17 protein-coding genes and 1 pseudogene are annotated in these 21,974 nt (G+C 74.4%); 11 read left to right on the top strand and 7 right to left on the bottom strand.

What is annotated here, in order from left to right:
- The first annotated feature begins 2 nt into the window (after positions 1 to 2).
- Complete coding sequence (locus tag BUS84_RS08895; protein ID WP_074310416.1) at positions 3 to 1,109, top strand: nucleotide disphospho-sugar-binding domain-containing protein; 1,107 nt, start codon at positions 3 to 5, stop codon at positions 1,107 to 1,109.
- Between the two features lie 56 nt (positions 1,110 to 1,165).
- Positions 1,166 to 1,732: a dienelactone hydrolase family protein gene (locus tag BUS84_RS08890; protein ID WP_074310414.1), complete on the top strand. Its 567-nt coding sequence runs from the start codon at positions 1,166 to 1,168 to the stop codon at positions 1,730 to 1,732.
- Between the two features lie 223 nt (positions 1,733 to 1,955).
- Here BUS84_RS08890 and BUS84_RS40625 read toward each other — a convergent pair whose 3' ends face one another.
- The gene (locus tag BUS84_RS40625; RefSeq protein ID WP_074310410.1) at positions 1,956 to 4,421 is read right to left on the bottom strand and encodes an AAA family ATPase; all 2,466 of its coding nucleotides are present in this window, start codon (positions 4,419 to 4,421) and stop codon (positions 1,956 to 1,958) included.
- A 194-nt stretch (positions 4,422 to 4,615) separates the two neighbouring features.
- Between BUS84_RS40625 and BUS84_RS08875 the strand changes: the two genes are divergently transcribed.
- From BUS84_RS08875 to BUS84_RS08855, 5 genes are all read left to right on the top strand, one after another.
- The gene (locus BUS84_RS08875) at positions 4,616 to 7,516 is read left to right on the top strand and encodes a helix-turn-helix transcriptional regulator (RefSeq protein WP_074310408.1); all 2,901 of its coding nucleotides are present in this window, start codon (positions 4,616 to 4,618) and stop codon (positions 7,514 to 7,516) included.
- A 133-nt stretch (positions 7,517 to 7,649) separates the two neighbouring features.
- Complete coding sequence (locus tag BUS84_RS08870) at positions 7,650 to 8,420, top strand: DUF5995 family protein (RefSeq protein ID WP_074310406.1); 771 nt, start codon at positions 7,650 to 7,652, stop codon at positions 8,418 to 8,420.
- 405 nt (positions 8,421 to 8,825) lie between these two features.
- Entirely contained in the window at positions 8,826 to 9,224 is a 399-nt protein-coding gene (locus BUS84_RS08865; protein ID WP_074310404.1) for a hypothetical protein, read from the top strand.
- A gap of 87 nt (positions 9,225 to 9,311) precedes the next feature.
- The gene (locus tag BUS84_RS08860) at positions 9,312 to 11,411 is read left to right on the top strand and encodes an APC family permease (protein ID WP_208869555.1); all 2,100 of its coding nucleotides are present in this window, start codon (positions 9,312 to 9,314) and stop codon (positions 11,409 to 11,411) included.
- A gap of 173 nt (positions 11,412 to 11,584) precedes the next feature.
- Positions 11,585 to 13,078: a hypothetical protein gene (locus tag BUS84_RS08855; protein ID WP_074310400.1), complete on the top strand. Its 1,494-nt coding sequence runs from the start codon at positions 11,585 to 11,587 to the stop codon at positions 13,076 to 13,078.
- Positions 13,079 to 13,537: 459 nt separating this feature from the next.
- Here BUS84_RS08855 and BUS84_RS08850 read toward each other — a convergent pair whose 3' ends face one another.
- Complete coding sequence (locus BUS84_RS08850; protein ID WP_074310398.1) at positions 13,538 to 13,744, bottom strand: hypothetical protein; 207 nt, start codon at positions 13,742 to 13,744, stop codon at positions 13,538 to 13,540.
- A gap of 251 nt (positions 13,745 to 13,995) precedes the next feature.
- On the opposite strand from BUS84_RS08850, the gene BUS84_RS08845 reads away from it, so the two are divergent.
- Entirely contained in the window at positions 13,996 to 14,823 is an 828-nt protein-coding gene (locus tag BUS84_RS08845; RefSeq protein ID WP_074310396.1) for a hypothetical protein, read from the top strand.
- Positions 14,820 to 15,578: a maleate cis-trans isomerase family protein gene (locus tag BUS84_RS08840; protein ID WP_143728296.1), complete on the top strand. Its 759-nt coding sequence runs from the start codon at positions 14,820 to 14,822 to the stop codon at positions 15,576 to 15,578. The genes BUS84_RS08845 and BUS84_RS08840 overlap by 4 nt, the downstream gene beginning before the upstream one ends.
- Positions 15,579 to 15,638: 60 nt before the next feature.
- Here the strand turns inward: BUS84_RS08840 and BUS84_RS08835 are convergent, their stop codons facing one another.
- The 5 genes and pseudogenes from BUS84_RS08835 to BUS84_RS08815 all read right to left on the bottom strand — a co-directional run bounded on the left by BUS84_RS08835 (position 15,639) and on the right by BUS84_RS08815 (position 20,248).
- A complete protein-coding gene (locus tag BUS84_RS08835) occupies positions 15,639 to 16,835 on the bottom strand; it encodes a low temperature requirement protein A (RefSeq protein WP_074310394.1) in 1,197 nt (398 codons plus the stop codon).
- 288 nt (positions 16,836 to 17,123) lie between these two features.
- Positions 17,124 to 18,140 carry a hypothetical protein gene (locus BUS84_RS08830; RefSeq protein ID WP_074310392.1) on the bottom strand — a complete coding sequence of 339 codons (1,017 nt, stop codon included), beginning with the start codon at positions 18,138 to 18,140 and terminating at the stop codon, positions 17,124 to 17,126.
- 223 nt (positions 18,141 to 18,363) lie between these two features.
- A pseudogene (locus BUS84_RS08825) lies at positions 18,364 to 18,811 on the bottom strand (FAD-dependent oxidoreductase); the annotation flags it as partial.
- Positions 18,812 to 18,900: 89 nt separating this feature from the next.
- Positions 18,901 to 19,305 (bottom strand): MmcQ/YjbR family DNA-binding protein, encoded by a 405-nt coding sequence (locus tag BUS84_RS08820; RefSeq protein WP_074310390.1) that lies wholly within the window; start codon positions 19,303 to 19,305, stop codon positions 18,901 to 18,903.
- 19 nt (positions 19,306 to 19,324) lie between these two features.
- A complete protein-coding gene (locus tag BUS84_RS08815; protein WP_074310388.1) occupies positions 19,325 to 20,248 on the bottom strand; it encodes an aminoglycoside phosphotransferase family protein in 924 nt (307 codons plus the stop codon).
- A gap of 196 nt (positions 20,249 to 20,444) precedes the next feature.
- On the opposite strand from BUS84_RS08815, the gene BUS84_RS08810 reads away from it, so the two are divergent.
- Positions 20,445 to 21,524, top strand: a complete 1,080-nt coding sequence (locus tag BUS84_RS08810) for an alpha-hydroxy acid oxidase (RefSeq protein WP_074310386.1) — start codon at positions 20,445 to 20,447, stop codon at positions 21,522 to 21,524.
- A gap of 97 nt (positions 21,525 to 21,621) precedes the next feature.
- Positions 21,622 to 21,882: a hypothetical protein gene (locus BUS84_RS08805; protein WP_074310384.1), complete on the top strand. Its 261-nt coding sequence runs from the start codon at positions 21,622 to 21,624 to the stop codon at positions 21,880 to 21,882.
- Positions 21,883 to 21,974: the final 92 nt, after the last annotated feature.

Genomic DNA, 21,974 nt, shown 5'->3' with positions numbered 1-21,974 from the left:
CCATGCGTGTCCTGGTGGTGTCCGCGCCGCTCGTCGGCCACGTCTTTCCGCTGGTGCCGCTCGCCGTCGCGCTACGCGACGCCGGCCACGACGTGCTGCTGGCGACCGGTGGCGGTGGCCTGGCCGCCGCCGACGCCGGCCTGCCGGTGCACGACGTCGCGCCGGGCTTCGACTTCGGCCGGATCGCGCTGCGCGTGCTGCCGCGCCACCCGTTCGTCGCCCGCGCCGAGCTGGCCGGCACGGCCGGCACCCGGGGCGCCGGCCTGCTCTTCGGGGCGCTCAACGACCAGCTCACCGATCCGGTCGTCGCGCTGGCCACCCGGTGGCATCCGGACCTGGTGCTGCACGAGCCGTTCGCGGTGGCCGGCGCGGTGGCCGCCGCCCGGCTGGGCGTGCCGGCGGTCCGGCAGGAGAACGCCCTCTTCGACGGTCGGGATCTGGTCCGCGCCACCACCGCCCGGCTCGGCGCCGCGCTGCGCCGGCACGGCCTGACCGAGCTGCCGCCGCCGGCCGCGGCCCTCGCCGTGGCCCCGCCGAGCGTGACCACGCAGGACGGCTGGCCGATGCGGTACACCTCCTTCGTCGGCGGCGGCGAACTACCGGCCTGGCTGCGCGAGCCGGGCGACCGGCCCCGGATCCTGGTCACCCGCAGCACCCTCACCGGCCCCGGCGACCGGGGGCCGATGCCCGCCGTGGTCGCGGCCGCCGCCCAGGTGGACGCCGAAATCGTGCTGGTCCGGCCGGACCATCGCTCGACCCGTGCGCTGCCCGGCAACGTCCGGGTGGTCGACTGGATCCCGCTCGACGAGGCGCTGCCGGCGACCGCGGCGCTGGTCCACCACGGCGGGGCGGGCAGCGTCTTCGGTGCCCTCGCCGCCGGCCTGCCGCAGCTGGCCACCGTCGGTCCGGGGGACCGGCGGCACAATGCCGAGCTGGTGGCCCGTCGTGGCGCCGGCCTGGCACTACGTTCCCGCGACATCACCCCGCGGACGCTGACCCGGCTGCTCACCGACGACGGCCTGCGGACCGCGGCTGGGCAGGTTGGCCGCGAGATCGCCGCGATGCCGCCGCCGTCCGAGCTGGTGGCCCGGCTGGCCGCGCTGGTCTGACGGCCGCCCCTGCGTGCCCACACCGCACGGCCGCCCAGCTGGGGCAGGATGAGCGGATGCGACACGTCGTGCTGTTCCACTCCGTGTACGGGCTGCGGCCCGCTGTGCGCGCCGCCGCGGACCGGCTACGTGCCGCCGGGCACCGGGTCGTCACTCCCGACCTCTACGGCGTCCAGGCCACCGACACCGTCGAGGAGGGCTTCGCGCTGCTCGACAAGATCGGCCAGGAGGTGGTGCTCGACCGCGCCCGGGCGGCGCTGCGGGAGCTGCCGGCGCAGACCGTGCTGGCCGGTTTCTCGATGGGTGCCGGAGTGGCCGGGGCACTCCTGGCCGAACGCCCGGACGCCGCTGGTCTGCTCCTGCTGCACGGCACCGGTGGCGCGCCGGAAGCCGTCCGCGCCGGGCTGCCGGTCCAGCTGCATCTCGCCGACCCCGACCCGTACGACGCGCCGGACGAGGTCGACGAGTGGCGGCGGGCGATGTCCGGTGCCGGCGCCGACCTGACGGTGTTCCGCTACCCCGAGGCGGGGCACCTGTTCACCGACCCGGACCTCGCCGAGTACGCCCCGGACGCCGCCGCGGCGACCTGGCCGCGGGTGCTGGCCTTCCTCGCCACTCCCTGAGCGTCGCGCCCAGCCGGAGCGGCACCACGATCAGGTCGTCGATCGGGGTTCCGGGCTCAGCGGGCGGCGCCAACGCCGACGCGCGGGGGCGGTGCCGTGGACCCGCTTGGCGTGCGCGGCGAAGAGCCAGGGCCCGATGATCGGCATCAGCAGCCGGGCCGGCAGCGGGGCGTACGCGAGACCGCCTCCCGGCGAGCGTCGGCCCGAATCGCCGCCGGAACGGTCACGCGGACGCGGCAAGGCCGTCCAGCGGGTGGATCAACGGCGGGCGAGGTACGGCGCGCGCCGCGCCGGTCGCACCATGGACGACGGTCAGCGCGCCGGGCGGGGGCGTGCGCCGCGGCCCGGACGAACCCCGTGCGGCGGGCGCCGCGCGGACCGATGCCAGCGGCGGGTCCACGCTCGATCTCCGGTCACTGCCCGCGGTGGCCGGCGGCATCGGTGCGGCCGAGGTCGCCAGGGCCGGGGCGAGGGCGGGGGACGATCGGGCCGGGGACACGTCATCCGCCGAGGCGGCCGTCCGGAGCCGCCGCACGGGCGCCGGAGGGTCGGTCCGGGGCGGCGGGGCAGCCGCCGGCGTGCCGGAGTGCCGGCGCGACCCCGCCGGAGCAGTCGACGTGGCCGGCCACGCGGCCAGTGCCGCGAAGACGGCGTCGAGGCGGTGGGCCCGGGATCGGGCGGAGTTGAGCGGCACGACCTCCGCCCGAGCGCTGACCTGCGCGCGCGCGGCGGAGCCGGCAGCAGGCGTGCGGTGCGCGACGGAGCCGGCGACCTCCGCGCGGTGCGCGACGGAGCCGGAAGCGTCCGTGCGGCGCACGGTGGAGCCGCGAGCCTCGGTCCGCTGTGCGGCGGAGACGGCGGTGTCCGCGCGGTGCGTGGCGGGGACGGCCTTGTCGGCGCCGACCGCGGCCGGCCGGTCGGGGGCGGAGCGGGCGTCCTGCGCGACCGCATCCGGCGGGGCGGGGTGGGCGACGTTGGCCGCGCGGTGGGCGAAGGCGGCCCGCAGCGCGCGGGGCAGCCGCTCGGCAGCGACCCGGCGCAGAGCGGGTGCGGCGAAGGCGTACCCACCGGCGCGGCGGGGGAGCAGCAGCCCGGCGGCGACGAGGCCGCGCAGCGCCGGTGCGGACCGGCCGGGTGTCCAGCCGAGCGCGCGGTCCACCGCCGCGCCGGTGATCACGCCGCCGAGGGTGGCAGCGGCCATCAGCACCGCTCGCCGCTCGCCGTCGAGCCGGTCCAGCTCCGCGCCGACGGCCCGGCGCACCTCGTCGGGCAGCGGGAGCGTCGCCGGGTCGGCACCGTCGACGATGGAACGCACGTACGCCGCCGCGTGCCCGGGACGGCCACCCACCACCGGCAGCAGCCGGTCGACCAGCGCCACCGGTTGCCCCGCCCGGGTCAGCAGGAGGCGCAGCAGCCGCCCGCTCTGCACCGTGGCCAGGGGCCGGACCGCCACCCGCCGGGCCGCGCCGGGTCGCGTGTCGGCCCAGTGCGGCTGGTGCAGGGTGACCACGGCCAGCGGCAGCCCGCGTGCCGTGGCGGCGGTGAACAGCGCGTGCAGGAACCGGCTCACCGCGGACGCGGCCCGGTCCAGGTCGTCCACGGCCACGATCAGCGGCCGTCGGGCGGCCAGGCGCAGCAGGGCATCGCGGCACGCCGCGGCGCCGGCCAGCGCGGCCGCCGAGCCGTCCGGGGTGGCCAGCAACCGTTCCAGCGCCGGGACCGCCGCAGCGACCCGGGACGGCGGGAGCAGCGGTGCCAGGGTCGCCGTCAACCGGTCCCGAACCACTGCCGGGCCGTCGCCGTGGCGGATCCCGGTGAGTACGCGGAGCAGGTCGGCGACCGGCGCCAGCACCTGATCCGGGTACGGCTGGCAGGTCGCCACGCACCAGCGCACGGCCACCCCGTCCACCGTGGTCAGCGACGAGGTCAGCTCGTGCAGCAGACGGCTACGACCGCTGCCCGTCGGACCGACCAGGGACACCCAGCGCGGGTTGTGCTCGCGGACCGCCCGGCTCAGCTGGTCCCGCACGGTGGCCAGCTCGCGACGGCGGCCGATCAGCGGGCCGTCGTGCGGGTCGGCACTCGGGCGTACCGGGCCGACGGCGTGCCAGATCGGCACCGGCGGCACCCGCCCGGTGCCCGGCACCGGTGCCAGTTGACGCTGGGCGATCAGACCGGCGGTGGCCCGGGCGGTGGCCGCACAGAGCGCGACGGCGCCGGGTGGCGCGTACTCCTGCAGGCGGGCCGCGGTGGTGATGACCGCGCCGCTGGCCACGCCGTGACCGCCGTTGACCGCGCTGGCCAGGTCGACCACCACCTCGCCGGTGGCCACGCCGACCCGCACCCGCAGCGCGATGTCACCCACCATCGGCCGGCGGTCCAGCGCGGCCTGGATCTCCAATCCGGCGCGGACCGCGCGGTACGCGTCGAAGCCATCGGAGTGCCGTGCGCCGAAGAGAGCCATCACCGCGTCGCCGACATACTTCTCGACCACCCCCTGCCAGCGGTGCAGCACGCCGGCGACGGTGTCGAAGTAGGCCCGTTGCAGCGCCCGGACGTCCTCCGGGTCCAGTCGGTCCACCAGGGCGGTGGAGCCGACGATGTCGGCGAAGAGCACGGTCACCGTGCGTCTCTCCTCCGGCACCGGCCAGTGTGGGGCGGTGGTCCGCTGCGTGACGATGGTGGTCATGGGGTATCGCACCGGCCTTTCTCCCACTGCTGTCTGACGACCCTCGGAGATTGGCATTCCTGGGCTGACGGGGGATCGGCAGAACGACGTATGTCGGCCACACGCAACCTTTAGTCGCAATGTCGACGCGAGGAGTACCACAAGCGGCTGATGGCCGTAGAACGGTACGGGGGCGTGTGATTAGGCTGCGTGCCATGGCCAGCGATGTGGACACCGCACCGCTCGTGGGCCGGGCCGAGCTGGTGCAGACGGTTCGGTCCGCTTTGCTCGGTGACGTCGCGCACGGGCAGACCGCCGCCGTCTTCCTGACCGGTGAGAGCGGTGTGGGCAAGACCCGGCTGCTCGGCGAGATCGGCGCGCGGCTGCGGGACCAGGGCGCGTTGGTGCTGACCGGCAGCTGCCTGGACATCGGTGACGCCTCCCCGCTGCACCCGCTGCTGCAGGCACTGCGGCGCTTCGACGCTGACCTGTCCACCTCGCAGGCGCGCACCTCCTCGGCCGTACGCGGGCTGTTGCAGATGTTCGCCGACGAGACCGCCGGTCCGGACGGCGCGGGCGCGCTGCTGGAGCGGGTCTCCCGGGGGCTGCACCTGATCGCCGAGGGCCGGCCGCTGGTGCTGATCCTGGACGACCTCCAGTGGGTCGACCGGAGCACCCGCCAGCTGCTGCTCTACCTGCTGGCCGGGCTCGGCGACCTTCAGCTCTCGGTGCTGGCCGCGGTCCGCGCCGAGTCGTTGCAGGGCGCACACCCGCTGCGTCGGGTGCTCACCGAGCTCCGTCGACTGCGGACGGTGCGGGTGCTCGACCTGGCCCCGCTGGACCGGGCCGGCACCGAACGGCTCGCCACCGCGGTGGTCGGCCGGGAGCTCGCCGTCGACGCGGCCGAGCAGGTGTGGCAGCGCAGCGGCGGCAACCCGTTCGTCATCGAGGAGCTGGCCCGCGACCTGCGCGACGGCCGGGACGGGCTGTCCGAGACGCTACGTGAGATCTTCCTGGCCCGGGTCGACGCGCTGCCCCAGCACGCGCACGCCGTGGTGCACGCGGTGGCCGCCGGCGTCGAGCCGGTGGAGCACTGGCTGCTGGCCCAGGTGCTCCGGCTGCCGGAGGAGGAGCTGATCGAGGCGGCCCGCGCCGCGGTGGCGCACCGGCTGCTGGTCGGCGCCGACGACGGCTACCGGCTGCGGCACAGGCTGGTGGCCGAGGTCCTGGCGCACGAGCTGCTTCCGGCCGAGCGCTCCGGGTTGCACCGTCGCTACGCCGAGGCCCTGACCGCCGCGCCGGCCGAGCTGCACCAGGCCCGACTGGCGCACCACTGGCGGCTGGCCGGCGAACCGGCCCGGGCGTTGCCGGCGGCGGTGGCCGCCGCGCAGGAGGCCGAGCGGCTGCACGGCTACGCCGAGGCGCACCGGCACTGGTCGGCGGCGCTGCAGCTGGCCGGCGACCCCGGCACGCCGGGTGTGGACCGGGTCGAGCTGCTCGGGCACGCCGCCGAGGCGGCCCACCACTGTGGGGAGCACGCTCGGGCGCTGGCCCTGCTGGAGGAGCTGGCCGCGGTGCGGGGCAACGAGCCGAGCTGCGCGCTGCACATCCGCCGGGCCCGCTACCTGGCCGCCGCCGGGCGCTCGGCGCTGGCCGAGGAGGAGTACCAGCGGGCGTTGGAGGCGGCGGACTGCTCCCCGGGTGAGCGGGCCACCGCCGCCGCGCACCTGGCCGAGCTGCTGCTGCACCTCGGCCGGTACGCCGACGCCGGCCAGCGGGCCCGGGAGGCCCTGGCGCTGGCCGCCACGGTGGAGGGAGCCACCACCGAGGTGGTGCTGGCCAGCTCGGCGCTCGGCTTCAGCGAGGCATACCTGGAAGACCCGGACGCCGGGCTGGCGGTGATGCGCCAGGCGCTCGACACCGCCGAGCGCGCCGGCCGGCCGGAGGACGTGGCCTGCGCGTACCTGCACCTGGCGGAGCTGCTGACCGGTCCGCTGAACATCCTTGAGGAGGGGGTGGTGGTGGCCCGCCGGGGCGCCGAGCGGGTGGCCGAGCTGGGGTTGGGCCGCACCTGGGAGACCCGGCTGCTGGCCATCGCCACCAACGGGCTGTTCCGGGTGGGCCAGTGGGCCGAGGCGGAGAAGGTGGTCGCCGCCGCGCTCCGGCACCGCCCGTCGGGCGCGGACGCCGTCGAGCTGCTGCTGGCCCGGTGCCGGCTCTCGGTGGGCTACGGCGACATCGAGGCCGCCGACCGGGACCTCGACGCGGTGGCCATGGTGCTCGCGGGCGGCGGGGCCCGGCACGTCATCCCCCTGCTCACCCTGCGCGCCGGGCTGGCCATGTGGGAGGGCCGGCACGACGTGGCGCGGCAGGCGGTGCAGCGCGGCCTGACCGAGAGCCGCTCCGACGACGTGACCATCCTCTCGGCGCTGGTCTGGCACGGCCTGCGCGCCGAGGCGGAGGCGCACGCCAGCCGCACGGTGGCGGTCGACCCGACGGCGGTGCGCCGGCTGCGGGACGTCGCCGAACGGGTGGCGCGCAAGAGCGCGTCCGCGGCCCGTCCGGTGCGATCGGTGGTGGATGGCTTCCTGGCGCTCTGCGCCGCCGAGGTGAGTCGACTCGACGGCAGCGACCCGGAGCTGTGGGCCAGCTCGGTCGCCGAGTGGGACCGGCGCAACCACCCCTACCCGGCGGCGTACTCGCGGCTGCGGCAGGCCGAGGCGTTGTTGGCGCGGCGCAGCCGGGTGGCCACCGCCGCCAAGCTGCTGCGCGAGGCGTACCGGGTGGCGCAGGGGTTGGGCGCGGTGCCGTTGACCTCGGAGATCCGGGAGCTGGCCGGGCGGGCCCGGGTGTCGCTGGAGGAGCGCGAGGCCGGCGACCGTGCGCGGGGCGCGGCCCCGGCCGAGCCGGTCGCCGACGAGCTGGCGGCGCTCACCGCGCGGGAGCGGGAGGTGCTCGCGCTGGTCGCCGAGGGACTGACCAACAAGGAGATCGGGCAGCGGCTGTTCATCAGCGAGCGGACCATCGGTGTGCACGTGTCGCACATCTTCGACAAGCTCCAGGTCCGTACCCGGGTCCAGGCCAGCGCCATCCAGTTGCGCAACCGGCGCGGCTGACCGACCGGTCGGTCAGCCGGCGCCTGTGCGCGCCGGGATACGTCGTTCTACTGATCCGGCGGTCGGTGTCGGCTGAAAGGCTGAGCACCGTCGACGGCGGCACGGGGGTGCCGCGGACCACCATGGAGGAAAGATGACCGGACCGGTCTGGGGGCCCGTGCACCGGGACATCGTCGACCTGCTCGCCGACCATCCGGCTGACGTGCCAGCCGTTGTCGATCACCTCACCAAGCTCCAGGACCTGCTGGTGCGGCTGCCTCCGCTGGAGGAGAGCTGCCCGTTGGCCGACTTCAACAAGCTCTACCTGACCATCACCAGCAGCGTCCTCGACGGGCTGTACGACGACCGCTTCGTCGACCCGGCGTTCCTCTCCCGGCTGGACGTCGAGTTCGCCGCGCGGTATTTCGACGCGATGCGACTGTGGACCGACTCCAGCCCGGGCACCCCGAAGGCGTGGTCGTGCCTGTTCGAGCGGATGGGCGGGCCGGACGCCCGCCCGCTGCCGTCGGCGGCGGCCGGGGTCAACGCGCACATCAACTTCGACCTGCCGTTCGCCCTGGTCACCACGTTCGACCACCTGGAGTCGGAGCCGGTCGACGGCAGCGACCAGCACCACGACTACCTCGAGATCAACAACATCTTCGCGGACAAGATCCCCGGCCTGCGTCGGGGTTACCTGGAGCGGTGGCAGCTGCTCATCGACATGCTCAACGGTGACATCGACGACTGGTACCAGGGGGAACTGGTCGAGTACACCCGCGATGTCGCCTGGCGCAACGCGCAGAAGATCTGGCGGTGCCGGCACGATCCGGACGCCCGCGAGTGTGAGCGCACGCGGTTGGACGACAACGCCGCGGCGCTCGGCCGGTTGCTGCTCTCGCCCCTGGGGGCGTTCCTGCAGTAGCCGGGACGGGGGGTCCCCGCGCTCCGCCCGATGGGGGGCGGCGGAGCGCGGGGACGCGTCCCGCCCCGCCAGCTCCACCCACCCGCGACGCCGCCCGGGATTCCGGTCGGCTCCGGGTGACAGCCGGCCGACCCGGGGGGTGTCGACCGTCTGCCATCGTCGGCCGGCCCGGGGGGTGCCGGCCGGCGGTGGGGGAGTTGGTGGGAGGGGGCACCGGGTCCCCGTCGCCGGTGGCGGGAGGATCCGACCGGACGGGGGGTGTCGTCGGGCCTGAACGGGGTACGCCCGCGCAATGACCGTCCTGGCCCGGCGCCGGCCCGCCGCCCGACCCCGGCCCGCGCGGCCCGGCCCACTGCGGCCGGGTGGCCCGGTGCCGCGACCCACCGTCCGGCCCGGTGCGGGATGATGGGTCCCGCGACCCGGTTCCCGTTCCGCTTCGACCCGGTGTTCCGCCCGGCGCTGGCGCTGCTGGGGGTGCGGCCGGCGACGGCCTGGGTCGCCGTCACCGACCGGGAACTGCTGATCCGGTACGGGCCGTGGCGGTTGCGCACCGACCGGGACAATGTGACCGGCGCCGAGGTGAGCGGCCCGTACCGGTGGTGGCGGGCGATCGGCCCGCACGTGTCGCTGGCCGACGGCGGTGTGAGCTTCGGCAGCAGCACGGCCGGCGGGGTCTGCCTACTTTTCGGCGTACCGGTGCCGGCCGTGGCGCCCGGGGGGTGGCCCCGGCACCCGGCGGTCACGGTGACCATCGCCGATCCGCCCGCCCTGGCCCGGCTGTTCGCCGGCCCGGACCTGCCCTGAGCAGGCAACCTGCCTGCCCCGTTCCGCCGGTCGGGGCGCGGGGCACCGCCTACCGTCGGATCAGGACCTGCGAGGGTGGGACGGGCGATGGCTGACGAGCACCGGGGGAAACCGCGACGCGGGGGCGGACGCCGCCACCACCCGCCCACCGGCCCGGACCCGGCGCTGCGCGCCGCCCGTGACCCGGCCCGTCCGCACCGGGGTGGTCGGCAGGGTGTCGTGGTGCCCGAACGGGTGGCCAGCCCGGTCCGCCCGGTGGCGCCGGCCAGCCCGCTGCGCCGGTGGCTCTTCCAGCACCAGGTGCAGCCGCCCGGCCCGGAGGCGACCGAGGGGCAGAGCCGGGCGCACGCCTGGTGGCAGGTGATGTGCCTGACCGGGGTGGACTACTTCTCCACCCTGTCGTACCTGCCGGGCATCGCGGCGGTGGCGGCCGGGGCGCTCTCTCCGCTGGCGACGCTGCTGATCGTCGCGCTCACCCTGTTCGGGATGCTTCCGATGTACCGGCGGGTCGCCCATGAGAGCCCGCACGGGCAGGGTTCGGTGGCGATGCTGGAGCGGCTGCTGCCGTTCTGGCGGGGCAAGATCTTCGTGCTCGTGCTGCTCGGTTTCGTGGCCACCTCCTGGATCATCACGATCACGCTCTCCTCGGCCGACGCCACCGTGCACCTGCTGGAGAACCCGTACCTGCCGGACGCCCTGCACGGCCGCTTCGTCCCGGTGGCGGTCACCGTGGCGCTGCTGCTCATCCTCGGCGGGGTGTTCCTGCTCGGCTTCCGCGAGGCGGTAGTGGTGGCCATCCCGCTGGTCGCGATCTTCCTGCTGCTCAACGCGGTGATCGTGCTGGTCGCGGTGACCCGGATCGCGACCGACCCGGGCGTCCTGTCGGACTGGACCACCGCGGTGACCGCGGGCGGCGGCGGGCTGGGCGGCGTGCTGCTGACCGCCGCGTTGGCCTTCCCGCTGCTGGTGCTGGGGCTGTCCGGGTTCGAGACCGGGGTCAGCATGATGCCGCTGGTGGCGGCCGGCGGACCGGACCGGCAGGCCCGGCTGACCACCCGGATCCGCAACACCCGCCGGCTGCTCACCACCGCCGCGCTGATCATGTCGGTGTACCTGATCTCGACCACCTTCGTGACCACGGCGCTCATCCCGGCCGAGGAGTTCCGGCCGGGCGGCGCCGCGAACGGCCGTGCGCTGGCCTTCCTGGCGCACACGTACCTGGGTGAGGCCTTTGGCACCGTCTACGACCTGAGCAGCGTGCTCATCCTCTGGTTCGCCGGCGCCTCGGCGATGGCCGGCCTGATCAACATCGTGCCCCGCTACCTGCCCTCGTACGGCATGGCCCCGGAGTGGGCGCGGGCGGTGCGTCCGGTGGTGATCGTCTACACCCTGGTCAGCGTCGCCATCACCATCGCCTTCCGGGCCGACGTCAACGCCCAGGCCGGGGCGTACGCCACCGGCATCCTGGCGATGATGGTCTCCGGCGCGGTGGCGGTGACGATCTCCGCGGCCCGCCACCACCGGCGCGCCGCCGCCGTCGGCTTCACCGTGCTGACCCTCGTGCTGGTGTACGCGCTGCTGGAGAACGTCATCGAGCAGCCGGACGGGATCACCATCTCGGCGCTGTTCATCCTCGGCATCATCGGGGTCTCGCTGGTCTCCCGGGTCACCCGGACCACCGAGCTGCGCGCCGAGCGGATCGAGTTCGACGAGCCGGCCCGCCGGTTCATCACCGAGTCGCTGGCCCACGACGGGAAGCTGCACCTGATCGCGAACAAGCGGCAGAGCGGCTCGGTAAAGGAGTACACCGTCAAGGAGCGGGCGCAGCGCGGAATGAACCCGGTGCCCGGGGCCGCCGACGTGCTGTTCCTGGAGATCGACGTGGTCGACCCGTCCGAGTTCAGCCAGGTGTTGCGGGTGCACGGGGTCGAGGTGGGCGGCTTCCGGGTGCTGCGGGCCAGCAGCCCGGCCGCGCCCAACGCGATCGCCGCTATCCTGCTCGCGCTGCGCGACGCCACCCGGGTCCGGCCGCACGCGCACTTCGAGTGGTCCGAGGGCAGCCCCATCGCGCACCTGCTGCGCTACCTGATCCTCGGCCGGGGGGACACCCCGCCGGTGGTGCGGGAGATCATCCGCCGCACCGAGCCGGACCCGCTGCGCCGGCCCGGCATCCACGTCGGCGGTTGATCGACGCGCGATCCCGCGCACGTGGAAGATGAATAGCGGCACTTCTTCACGTTCACACCTACCTGTCCGTATTGCGGCTTATCGTGGCCTTTGGTGGTCGGCGGCGCGTCGATTCCCCCGCGCCCGAATCGGCGCGCGGTCACGTTCACGCAGGCAGGAAGGCAGGCACCGTGATGTCCACAGACCGAGGAGGAGATCGCCCGGCACGACCCAGACGGCGGTCCCGATGGTTCTTAGCCGGTGGGTTCCTGGCCGGGAGCCTGGTGGTGGGGGCGGCCGGCGTTGCTGGTGTCGCCGCCGCCGCCGACCGCGACATCTCTCTCCCGGGCCTGGGCCGGCTCACCGCCACGGCCCAGGACGACGACCGGACCACGCCGGAGCGCGACGGCGCCGAGCGGGGCCGGCCGGACACCCCGGGCACCGGCAAGCGGGAGGTGGTGTCGGTGCCCTGCGACGCGGCGAAGCTGGTGGCGGCGCTCGTGGCGGCCAACGCCGAGGGCGGCGCCGAGCTGCGGCTCGCGCCGAAGTGCCGGTACACCCTCAGTGAGGCGTTCCACGAGACCGACCAGTACGACGGCGGGATCCGCGACGCGCGGGAGGCGGCGGACGCCGCGGAGACCCCCGGCGACGCCGATGCGCCGCCGCACAACCCGGCCGACGACACCGCCGGCCTGCCGGCGATCTACCAGCCCATCACCATCGACGGTGCCGGCGCCACCATCGCCCGCGAGGCCCAGGCCGCGGCGTTCCGCTTCTTCACCGTCCGCGACGGTGGCGAGCTGACCCTGCGCGACCTGGAGCTGCACAACGGCCGCTCGGCCATCGAGGGCGGCAGCGTGCACGTGGTGCACGGCGCCACCGCCGTGGTGGAGCGGGTCACCGTCACCCAGAGCACGTCGCTGTCTCCCGAAGGGGGCGGCGGCGGGATCTTCAACGACGGCAACATGGTGGTCACCGACTCCACGTTCATCGGCAACAGCGCGTCCGGCGCCGCGGGCAAGGGCGGGGGCCTGCTCAACGGTGGTGTGCTGACGCTGAAGCGCTCCGAGTTCCACCGCAACAGCGCCAACGGCTACGGCGGCGGGCTCGGCAACTACCGGGGCGCGGCCGAGGTGGAGAGCACCACCTTCGCGCAGAACAGCGCCGGCCAGGGCGGAGGCCTGGCCAGCTTCTCGGCCCGGACCAAGGTCTACGACACCGAGCTGCTGCACAACACCGCGCAGATCGGCGGCGGCGCCGCGAACTCCGACGCGGTGCTGGTGATGCGCACGATGACCATTCGCGGCAACACCTCCACCGTCAACGGCGGCGGCATCTCGACCGTACAGGGCCTGCTGCCGCTCGATGACAGCGTGGTCGAAGGCAACATCACCCACGGCATCGGCGCCGGCATCTACGCCGCCAAGTCGAATCTGCTGGTGCGCGGCAGCGACGTGACCGCCAACGAGGCGGTCGGCGTGACGTCCAAGGGCGGCGGCATCTACGCCACCCAGGGGTCGGCGGCGATCTACACCAGCAAGGTCACCCGGAACGCGGCCACGTTGAAGCCGGGCGGCATCTTCGGCGAGCACGCCCAGGTCAAGATCGACGACGAGAGTGTGGTCGTCGAGAATGAGCCGATCAACTGCGAGGGCAGCGCGGTACCGATCGCGCACTGCTTCCGATGAGCGGGGCGCGTACCCATCCCGTGGGCAGCCGGCCGCCCGGACGATCGCGACGATCGTCCGGGCAGACCCGTTCGTCTCGTCGGGGTCGTCGTTCGCGTCGATCCTTGCGCTGGGCCCGGATCCCGCTGGTGATCGCTGGTGTGTTCGGTCCTCGGCGGTGGACGCCAGCCACGGCCGTCCTTTCCGGGCGGTCGGTGTGGCAAGCGGTATACCTCAGAGTCATAGATATGACTCTGAGGTATACCGCTTGTTGGCGACCCATGCCCGGCGTCGCCTCGTCGGCGCCTCAGCGCCATGCGCCTACCGGACGTGCAAACCAGCCTCCTAGGACGCGATACGGGGTGTGCCCCGTCGGACACGCGACCGGACAGCCGCGAGACTCGCGGCCGAGGGACGCCCACGGCTGTCCGGACAGCGAATGGCCCGCGCCCCGAAAGGGCGCGGGCCGGCGGCTCGGTCCTACTTGGACGGCTCAGGCAGCTCACAGTCGACCTTGGGGTTCGCGCCGATGTAGTTCAGGGGCCCGGCCACGATGGTGACCAGGATCGTGCCGGCTTCGGCGCAGTTGGTGTCGTCGTTGCCGTAGTAGCCCCGCTGGCCGGCGGCGATCGCGCCGATCACCAACCAGATCACGACGATGACTCCGAGTATCGAGGTGCCGCGCATCGCTGCCTCCTGAGGGAATGTGGTGGATCGAGGTGCAGGCGATGTACCCAATCGGGTCGAGCCGCTAACTGCTGCCCGCGACCGCCCCTGCGGATCGTCCGTCCGGCCGATACCGTCCGCCGTCGGTACAGCCCTGACATCGGCCGCCCGCACCGGGTAGGGCGGGCCGGCTATCGGATCGACGACGGACCCGGCCGTCGTACCGGTCAACCGACGTAGAACTGCCTCACGGCCACCGCCGAGGAGGACTCATGGACGCCCCGACACCGACCCTGTACCTGGACCGCCCCGAGGACGTCGCGGTCGCGGCTCGCGCGCTCGCCGGCGGCGCGGTCGTCGCGGCGGCCTTCGCCAACTTCTACGTCATCGTCACCCGCCCGGACGCGGCCACCGTGCGCCGGGTCAACCTGGCCAAGGGCCGCCCGATCCACCAGGTCGGCAGCATCACCACCGCGGTCGGCCGGATCCCGGCGATGTTCGACTGGTCCCGGATCTCGCCCCGGTTGCCGGTCGGCCGGGTGCGGGCGCTGATGGACGCCCTCTACGGCGCCGGGCCGTTCGGCTTCCGGGGCCCGGCGGCGGACCGGCTGCCGGAGCACCTCACCCAGATCGACCAGGGGCTGCGCACCACCCAGGTGATCGCGCCCGGCCTGACCTGCCCGTCCAACGCATTCTTCGAGCGGGCGCTCGCGGAGACGGGGTCGGACCACCTCTACATCACCTCGGCGAACCGGTCCCGGCACCTCACCGGCGCAGCGGAGGAGCCCGCGCACTGGAAGGCCGGCGGCCTCGCCGCCGACTTCGCCCACCTCGACGACCTGGTGGTGCTCGCCCACCGGGACGAGGCGGCGGCCCGCGCCGCCTATCCGGGGTACCTCACCACTTCGGTCACCCTGCTCTCCTTCCACGCCCCCGAGGGCGAGCTGGAGGAGCCGCCGGTGCTCACCGTGGACCGGCACGGCTCGCTGCACCTGGACGAGGTGCGCCGGGCCGCCGCGCCGCTCGGCCTCCAGGTGCGTCTCGGTGGCGCCGCCAGGCAGCGGTTGCAGGTCCGGGGATACGCCGGGGCGCTGGTGTGAGCGGCTACCGGATCGGCCTGGTGGTGCCCAGCTCGAACACCACCATGGAGACCGAGATCCCGGCGATGCTGCGCCGGCGCGAGACCGTCGACCCGACGGTCCACTTCACCACCCACGCCAGCCGGGTACGGCTGCACCAGGTCACCCCCGACGAACTGGCCCGGATGAACCGCTCCGCGGTCCGGTGCGCCGCCGAGCTCGCCGACGCCCGCTGCGACGTGCTCGCGTACGCCTGCCTGGTGGCGGTGATGTGCGAGGGTCCCGGCGCGCACGAGCGTGCCGAGCAGCGGTTGGGCCGGGCGGCCGGCCGAGCCGGGCACGGCATGCCGGTGGTGACAAGCGCGGGCGCGCTGGTCGCCGGGCTGCGCGCGTTGGGCGCCCGCCGGGTGGCACTGATCGCGCCGTACCTGCCACCGCTGACCGCGACCGTCGCCGGCTACCTCGCCGGGCACGGTGTGCTGGTGACCGAGGCGGTGAGCCTCAGCGAGCCGGACAACGTCGCGGTGGGCCGCATCCCCACGCAGCGGCTGGTGGAGCTGGCCGACCGGCTGGACGTTACCGACGTGGACGCGGTGGTCCTCTCCGCCTGTGTGCAGCTGCCGTCCTTGGCCGCGGTGCCGCAGGTGGAGGCCCGTCTCGGCCGCCCGGTGCTCACCGCGGCCACCGCCACCGTGCACCAACTGCTCACCGGCCTGGGCGTCGAGCCGTACGTGCCGGACGCCGGTCGGCTGCTGGCCGGGGCGACGCCGCGCTGACCGGAGCCTCGCGCCATCCGACGACCGGCCCTGGCACCGGCAGCCACGCGACCGGCCGGTTCAGTGCGGCGGGACGGGAGCCTCCGGCGGCTTTCCGCGGCTGCGCCGGAAGTCCGCGTACGCCACGCCGGCCAGCACCAGCATGGCTCCCAGGGAGGCGAAGACCGGCGGCAGGTACAGCACCGCGGGCGCGATGGTCAGCAGCGCCAGCATGCCGCCGGGGCGGGACGGCGACACCCGGCTGAACACCTCGTACTCGAAGGCGGCCCGGCCGGCCAGGAACAGCGCCGGGCCGCCGAGGATCACCGCCAGCCACGCCGGCGGCGTCCGCCCGGTCGGCTCGTGCAGCACCAGGTCGAACCCGGAGGCAGTGGTCACCACCCCGGCGACCATCAGCAGGTGGGTGTACGGGGCGGTGAACAGGAACTTGCTCGGCTCCCTGGCCGCCTGGATGGCCACCGGCAGCAGCTCGCCGGACTTGTGCACGTAGATCCGCCAGAGCAGCAGGGTGGTCAGGAACGCCACCGCGAACGCTCCGATGTTCTCCGCCTCCGAGTGCGCCAGGCTGAACGTGGTGCCGATGGTCAGGATGGCGTCGCCGAGGGCGATGATGAAGAACTGCTGGTAGCGCTCGGAGAGGTGCTCCGCCGTGACGTTGCGCAGCCGCTCCGGCACGACTCCGAGGCCAGGCACCGGGTACGCGAGCCGGAAACCGCCATAGTCGATGGCGAGCGCGACGGTCCAGCAGATGATCCGGGCGTCATCGCTGACGTACGCGCCGATGATCCAGGGGATCGCCGACACGGCGAACCATACGAAGATCCGCGCGGCCCGACGCTGGGTCTGCGGTTCGTGGCGCACGATGGGCATCAGGAACAGCCCACGGCCGAGGTGGATCGCCACGTAGGTGGCGGCGAAGACCAGGCCCCGGGCGCCGAACGCCTCCGGAATCGCGGTGGTCATCAGCAGCGCGCCGAACATCACCGCGGTGATCAGCAGCTTGATCTCGTTGCGGGCCGGGTCGTACATGTCGGTGACCAGGGTGGTGATCGCCCAGGTCCACCAGACGGCGGACAGCAGGATCAGCGCCTCGGCGGCTCGATGCCAGTCGAGGCCCTCGACCATGCCCCGGGAGATGAGCGCGAGCGCGACCACGTACACCAGGTCGAAGAAGAGCTCGAGCAGCGTCACCCGGCGCGGGGACTCCGGGTCGCGCACCGGAGGGCGGGACCCGGGCTCCGGCGCGGCGAAGTGCACGGGTTGCTCCTGTGGTGCCGGTCGAGGTGGCGGGCCGTCCGGCGCACCTCGACCGACGGTAGCGACCAGCCGAAGACGCTACCTCCCGGTGGTCCGGTCTTCCCCCGACCGGGGTGATCGACTCGGTTCCCAGGAAGTCGGGGTGTCCCGGTCGTGCGGACAGGCCGGTTTCCTGGACACCGAGTCGATCATCGGGCCTTGGCGATCAGCGCACGCTCGTTCCGCTCGAACGGCCGGGCCCGGCCGGCCGCCCTCGCAGGACGGCCCGCCGGGGCCCGGTTTCCGTCGTCAGCCCCGGGCGTCGCCCGGCATTACGGCGGCCATCTCGTCGCCGGCGCCGGCCAGCACGCGGGCCTGCTGCGGCCAACTGGCCAGAGCCGGCGCGGCGCGCAGGCCGGCGGCCCGGATCAGGTCGCGCAGCGCCGGCTCGTCCAGCTCGCCGAGCTGGCCGTAGGTGCGCACGCCGGCCGCCTGCAACGCGGCTGCCATCTTCGGTCCGACCCCCTGGATCCGGCGGAAGTCGTCGGCCAGGCCCTCCGGGTCGGTGTTGGCACCGCTCGGCGCCGCGTCGGCCACCGGGCGGACCGGCGGGGTGGCGGTCGGCCGGACCGGCGGCGTGGCCCGCACCGGCTCGGAGTCGAGGTCCGCCGACGCACCGACAATCGGCGCCTCGGCCGGCGTCGTGCCGCCCGTCGTGGCCTCGGCCGGCAGGGTCTCCGCCGGTGCCGTCTCGGCCGGCGCGACCTCGGTCGCGGTGGCCTCGATCGGGGCGGTGTCGGCGTGCGGCGCGTCGGTGGGCCCGACGTCGTCCCCCGGCTGGCGGGGAGCGATCACCGTGGCCGGGGCGGACTGCTCCGCGACGGCGACCGGCTCCGGCTCTGCGACGGGCTCGGGCCGGAGGTCGGCCGCGTCCGCCCGCTCGGCAACGGGGCTGGCCGGCGGGGCGTCGGTCAACGCCATGTCGGCCGGGTCGGCGGTGCTCGGGGCGTCGGCCGGGGCGGGACCGTCCAGCGTGGCGTCGGTGGTCACCGCGGCCGGCGCGCTGACCGTGTCCACCGGGGCCGGCTCGTCGGCGACCGCGGCCGGCGCCGGGTCGACGGTCGCCGCCGGCCGGGCGTCGTCGATGGCGGCAGCTGGCGCCGGCGTGGCGACCACGGCCAGGCTGGCGACGGGATCGCCGTCCACGATCGACGGACCCTGCCCGCTGGCCCGTACGCCCCGCCGGCCGCGCAGCCACAGCCCGGCGGCCAGGCCCAGCAACAGCGCCAGTACCACTATCAGCGAGTGTCCGATAGACCACTCCACGGCGAACCTCCCTCTCACCTCGTCGGAAAAGTCACGAGAAAAACTCGCCGCAGCTTTGCACATGCGCGTTGACGACGACAGGGAGGCTCGGTCGGGGGCGGTACGGGTGGGACGGTCTCTGCGCCGGGTGCCCGGCGAGTGACGCAGTGTTGCGTCGGACACGACGGATCCGGGCCCGGCGTACCGACGCCGGGCCCGGGTCGGCGTGACCGGTCGGTGTGTATCAGTCCTGGTCGCCCTCGTAGGTGTGGAAGTCGTCGACGAACCGGCGACGCAGCCGGGGTATCCGGCTGGTCACCCCGAAGTAGCCGCGCGCCGAGCAGCGCGAGCCGACCCACCATCGGGCGGTACATCCGGTCGTCGCCGTTGGTGCCGCTGCGGTTCAACGATTCAGTGACGCGCGCGAAGCCGTACGGCACCATCGCCGCCTCGTAGTCGGCCACCGCCTGCAGCAGTGTCTTGTCACCGGCGACGGCGCGGGTGAGCTGCTGGCAGAGCAGCCGGGCGTCACGCAGCGCGGTGTTCGCGCCCACCCCGCGACCCGGTGTCATGGCGTGGATGGCGTCGCCGAGCAGGGTGACCGTGCTGCTCTTCCAGGGGGGTACCGGCTCGGACGTGGTGACCTTGATCGGCAGGGCGCTGTCCGGGTCGCCGCGGGTCAACAGTTCCCTGGCAATGCATTCGGTGGGCGGCGTGCGAGGCGATCAGCGTGCCGTCCATGTCGAAGACGATCGCGTCCACCTGCTCCACCGGGTTGAGCCTAGCCGTCGGCCGACTCCTGCCGGGCCCGGTGTGCGGCGGCGAGCCGTTTGGGGGCGCGGGCGTACCACGCCTCGGTGATCACCTCGATCAGCTCGGGCACACCGATCCGGTCGAGCCGGACCAGCACGGCCGGGTAGCCCTCGAAGTGCGGGGTGGTGAGGTAGACCGACGGGTCGTCGGCGAGCAGGGCCTCCTTGACGCCCAGGTCGGGCACCCGCACGCCGAGGAGCGGCCCGTCCGGTGCGGCGGCGCCGAGGGCGGCCAGGTCGGCCCCGCGGAGCGGTCGTTCCCACACGAACGGCTTGTCCCGCACCCGCCAGGCGGGCAGCCCGTCGTACGAGCCCCGTTCGGTGGTCTCGGGCAGCGCGAGCGCGATCCGGCGCACGTCCTCCCAGCTGGCCATGACGACACGGTACGGGGGTTCAGCGGGCCACGGTGTGCTCGGCGAGCAGCTGACCGAGCACGTGTCGAGCCTCGGCGGCCATGGCCGGCTCCGGATCGTCCAGGGTGATCAGCGCCTTCCACAGCGCCCAGCCCCGCCCGCGGGCCCACGTGGCCGCGTCGGCGTCGAGCGCGTCGCGGAAGGCTGCCCGGCTGGCGCCGTGCAGCAGGGTCCAGGCGATCACGGTGTCGCAGGCGGGGTCCCCGACGCCGCAGCAGCCGAAGTCGATGACGGCGGCGAGCCGGCCGTCGCGGACCAGGAGGTTGCCGTACGCGACGTCGCCGTGGAACCAGACCGGAGGCCCGGCCCAGGTGGCGTCGAGGGCGGCCTGCCAGATGTCGCTGACGACGGCGACGGGTAGCCGGTCACGGTGCGTCTCGATCGCGGCCCGGGTCTCGGCGTCGTAGGTGGACAGCGGCGCGCCCCGCCAGGCGCTGTGCCGGCCGGCGGCGGGGCCGCCCGTGGCGTCGACGCTCCGCAGGGCGCGCAGGAAGCCGGCGAGGTCGGTGGCGAACCGGGTCAGGTCGTCGATCCGCTCGGGCCGGGCGGTCCGTCCGTCGATCCATCGGTAGACCGACCAGGGGTACGGGTAGCCGACGCCCGCCCGACCGTGGGCCAGGGGGGTGGGCACCTCCAAGGGCAACCGCGCGCCGAGCCCCGGCAGCCAGCGCTGCTCCTTGGCAACCTGGAGCGCGTACCCCTCGCCGCTGGGCAGCCGCACGGTCATCGTGTCGCCCAGGTGGAAGGTGCGGTTGTCCCAGCCGCCGACCTCCACCGCGCGTACCGGCAGGTCGGCCCAGTGCGGGAACTGCTCGGCGACCAGGCGGCGGACCAGTGCCACGTCGATCCGCGCGGCCACCGCGTCGTCGGTGTCGGGTACGTCGGGCAGGTGTTGTGCGTCCATCCGTCCGAGCCTGCGGGGGCCGGCCGGGGACCGCAACCGGCTTTACGCCGGGGGGTGGGGGTCGGTGGCGGGCGCGGGTCGCGAAGCCGATCATCGACAGCGGTTAGGCTCTGCACCGTCGTCGGGCGCCCGCAGGCAGCGGACGGTCCCAGGCGGCCACACGATGGACGTTTCCGGTCGATTCTGAGGAGATGGCATGTCAGCGGTGTCGCTCGACGACTACGCCGAGCGCGCCCGCGCGGTGCTGCCGCCGGCCGTGTGGGACTACGTCGCCGGCGGCAGCGCGGCCGAGGTGACCTTGCACGCCAACCGGTCCGCCCTGGACCGGGTCGCGGTGCTGCCCCGGGTGCTTGCCGGGGTGAGCACGGCCAACCTGGGAACCCGGCTGCTCGGCCGCCCGTACGCGATGCCCGTCGGGGTGGCGCCGATGGCGTACCAACGGCTGGTGCACCCCGACGGGGAGTTGGCGCTCGCGGCCGCGGCCGGAGCGGCCGGAGTGCCGTACCTGGCCAGCACGCTGGCCAGTACGCCGATCGAGCAGGTCGCCGGCACGGGCGCCGAGGTCTGGTTCCAGCTCTACTGGCTCCGTGAGCGGGCACTGGTCCGCGACCTGCTGGACCGGGTCGTCGCGGCGGGTTGCCGGGCGCTGGTCGTCACCGTGGACGTCCCGGTGCTCGGCCGGCACCCCCGGGACCTGCGCAACGCGTTCCGGCTGCCCGCCGAGGTGATCGCCGCGAACCTGCCCGGCGGGCGGGACGCCCTGGCGCACGCCGGCGCTCCTGGGCTGTCCGCGAACGACGCGCACACCGACGCGTCGTTCGCGCCGGCGCTGCGCTGGGCGGATCTGGCCTGGCTGCGCGAGCACGTCGACCTGCCGCTGGTGGTCAAGGGGGTGCTGGACCCCCGGGACGCGGTCGAGGCGGTACGGACCGGCGCGGACGCGGTGGTCGTCTCCAACCACGGCGGCCGGCAGCTGGACGGGGCGCCGGCCAGCGTCACCATGCTGCCGGAGGTGGTCGACGCGGTCGGCGACCGCTGCCAGGTGCTGTTGGACAGCGGCATCCGCGGTGGCACCGACGTGCTGCGGGCGCTCGCGTTGGGCGCCGTCGGCGTGCTGGTCGGCCGCCCGCTGCTCTGGGCGCTGGCAGTCGGCGGCGAGCCCGCCGCGCGGGACGCGCTGGCGCTGCTCGCCGCCGAACTGCGCGACGCGTTGACCCTCGCCGGCTGCCCCGACCCGGCGGCGGCCGGCGAGCTACGCACGGTGGCGGTGAGCTGAGCGGTGGCTGCGACCCGCTCGGTGTGTTGACACACCGCGTTCATCGGATGGCATAGCGCGACGACCCGCGTACCGGCGTCCTGGGTGGACGGTCATAATGGGCCGCATGGTTGCCTGGGAGTACGCCCTGCTCGTCCGCCGCTATCAGGGACAGGGCCGCAATTTTCACGTCTCGTTCGTCTGGTACGCGCCGGACGGTTCCCGCAAGGACATCACCGCCTTCGGCGACACCGCCATCGCGCACCTCAACCGCGCCGGCCGGGAGGGCTGGGAGCTGGTCTCCGCCGTCGAGGACGTGAACAACGTGCAGGGCAGCACCGAGGTACACCGCTACCACCTCAAGCGTCCCCTGGCCTGACCCTGCACCACCCGCCCCTCGCCGATCATGGAGTTGTGGTGGCACCGCCCGTACCGGGCACCCACAACTCCATGATCGACGAGACTGGTCGG

This window comes from Micromonospora cremea (assembly GCF_900143515.1).
Classification (GTDB): Bacteria; Actinomycetota; Actinomycetes; order Mycobacteriales; family Micromonosporaceae; genus Micromonospora; species Micromonospora cremea.
This window is presented reverse-complemented; position numbering and strand designations above follow the sequence as displayed.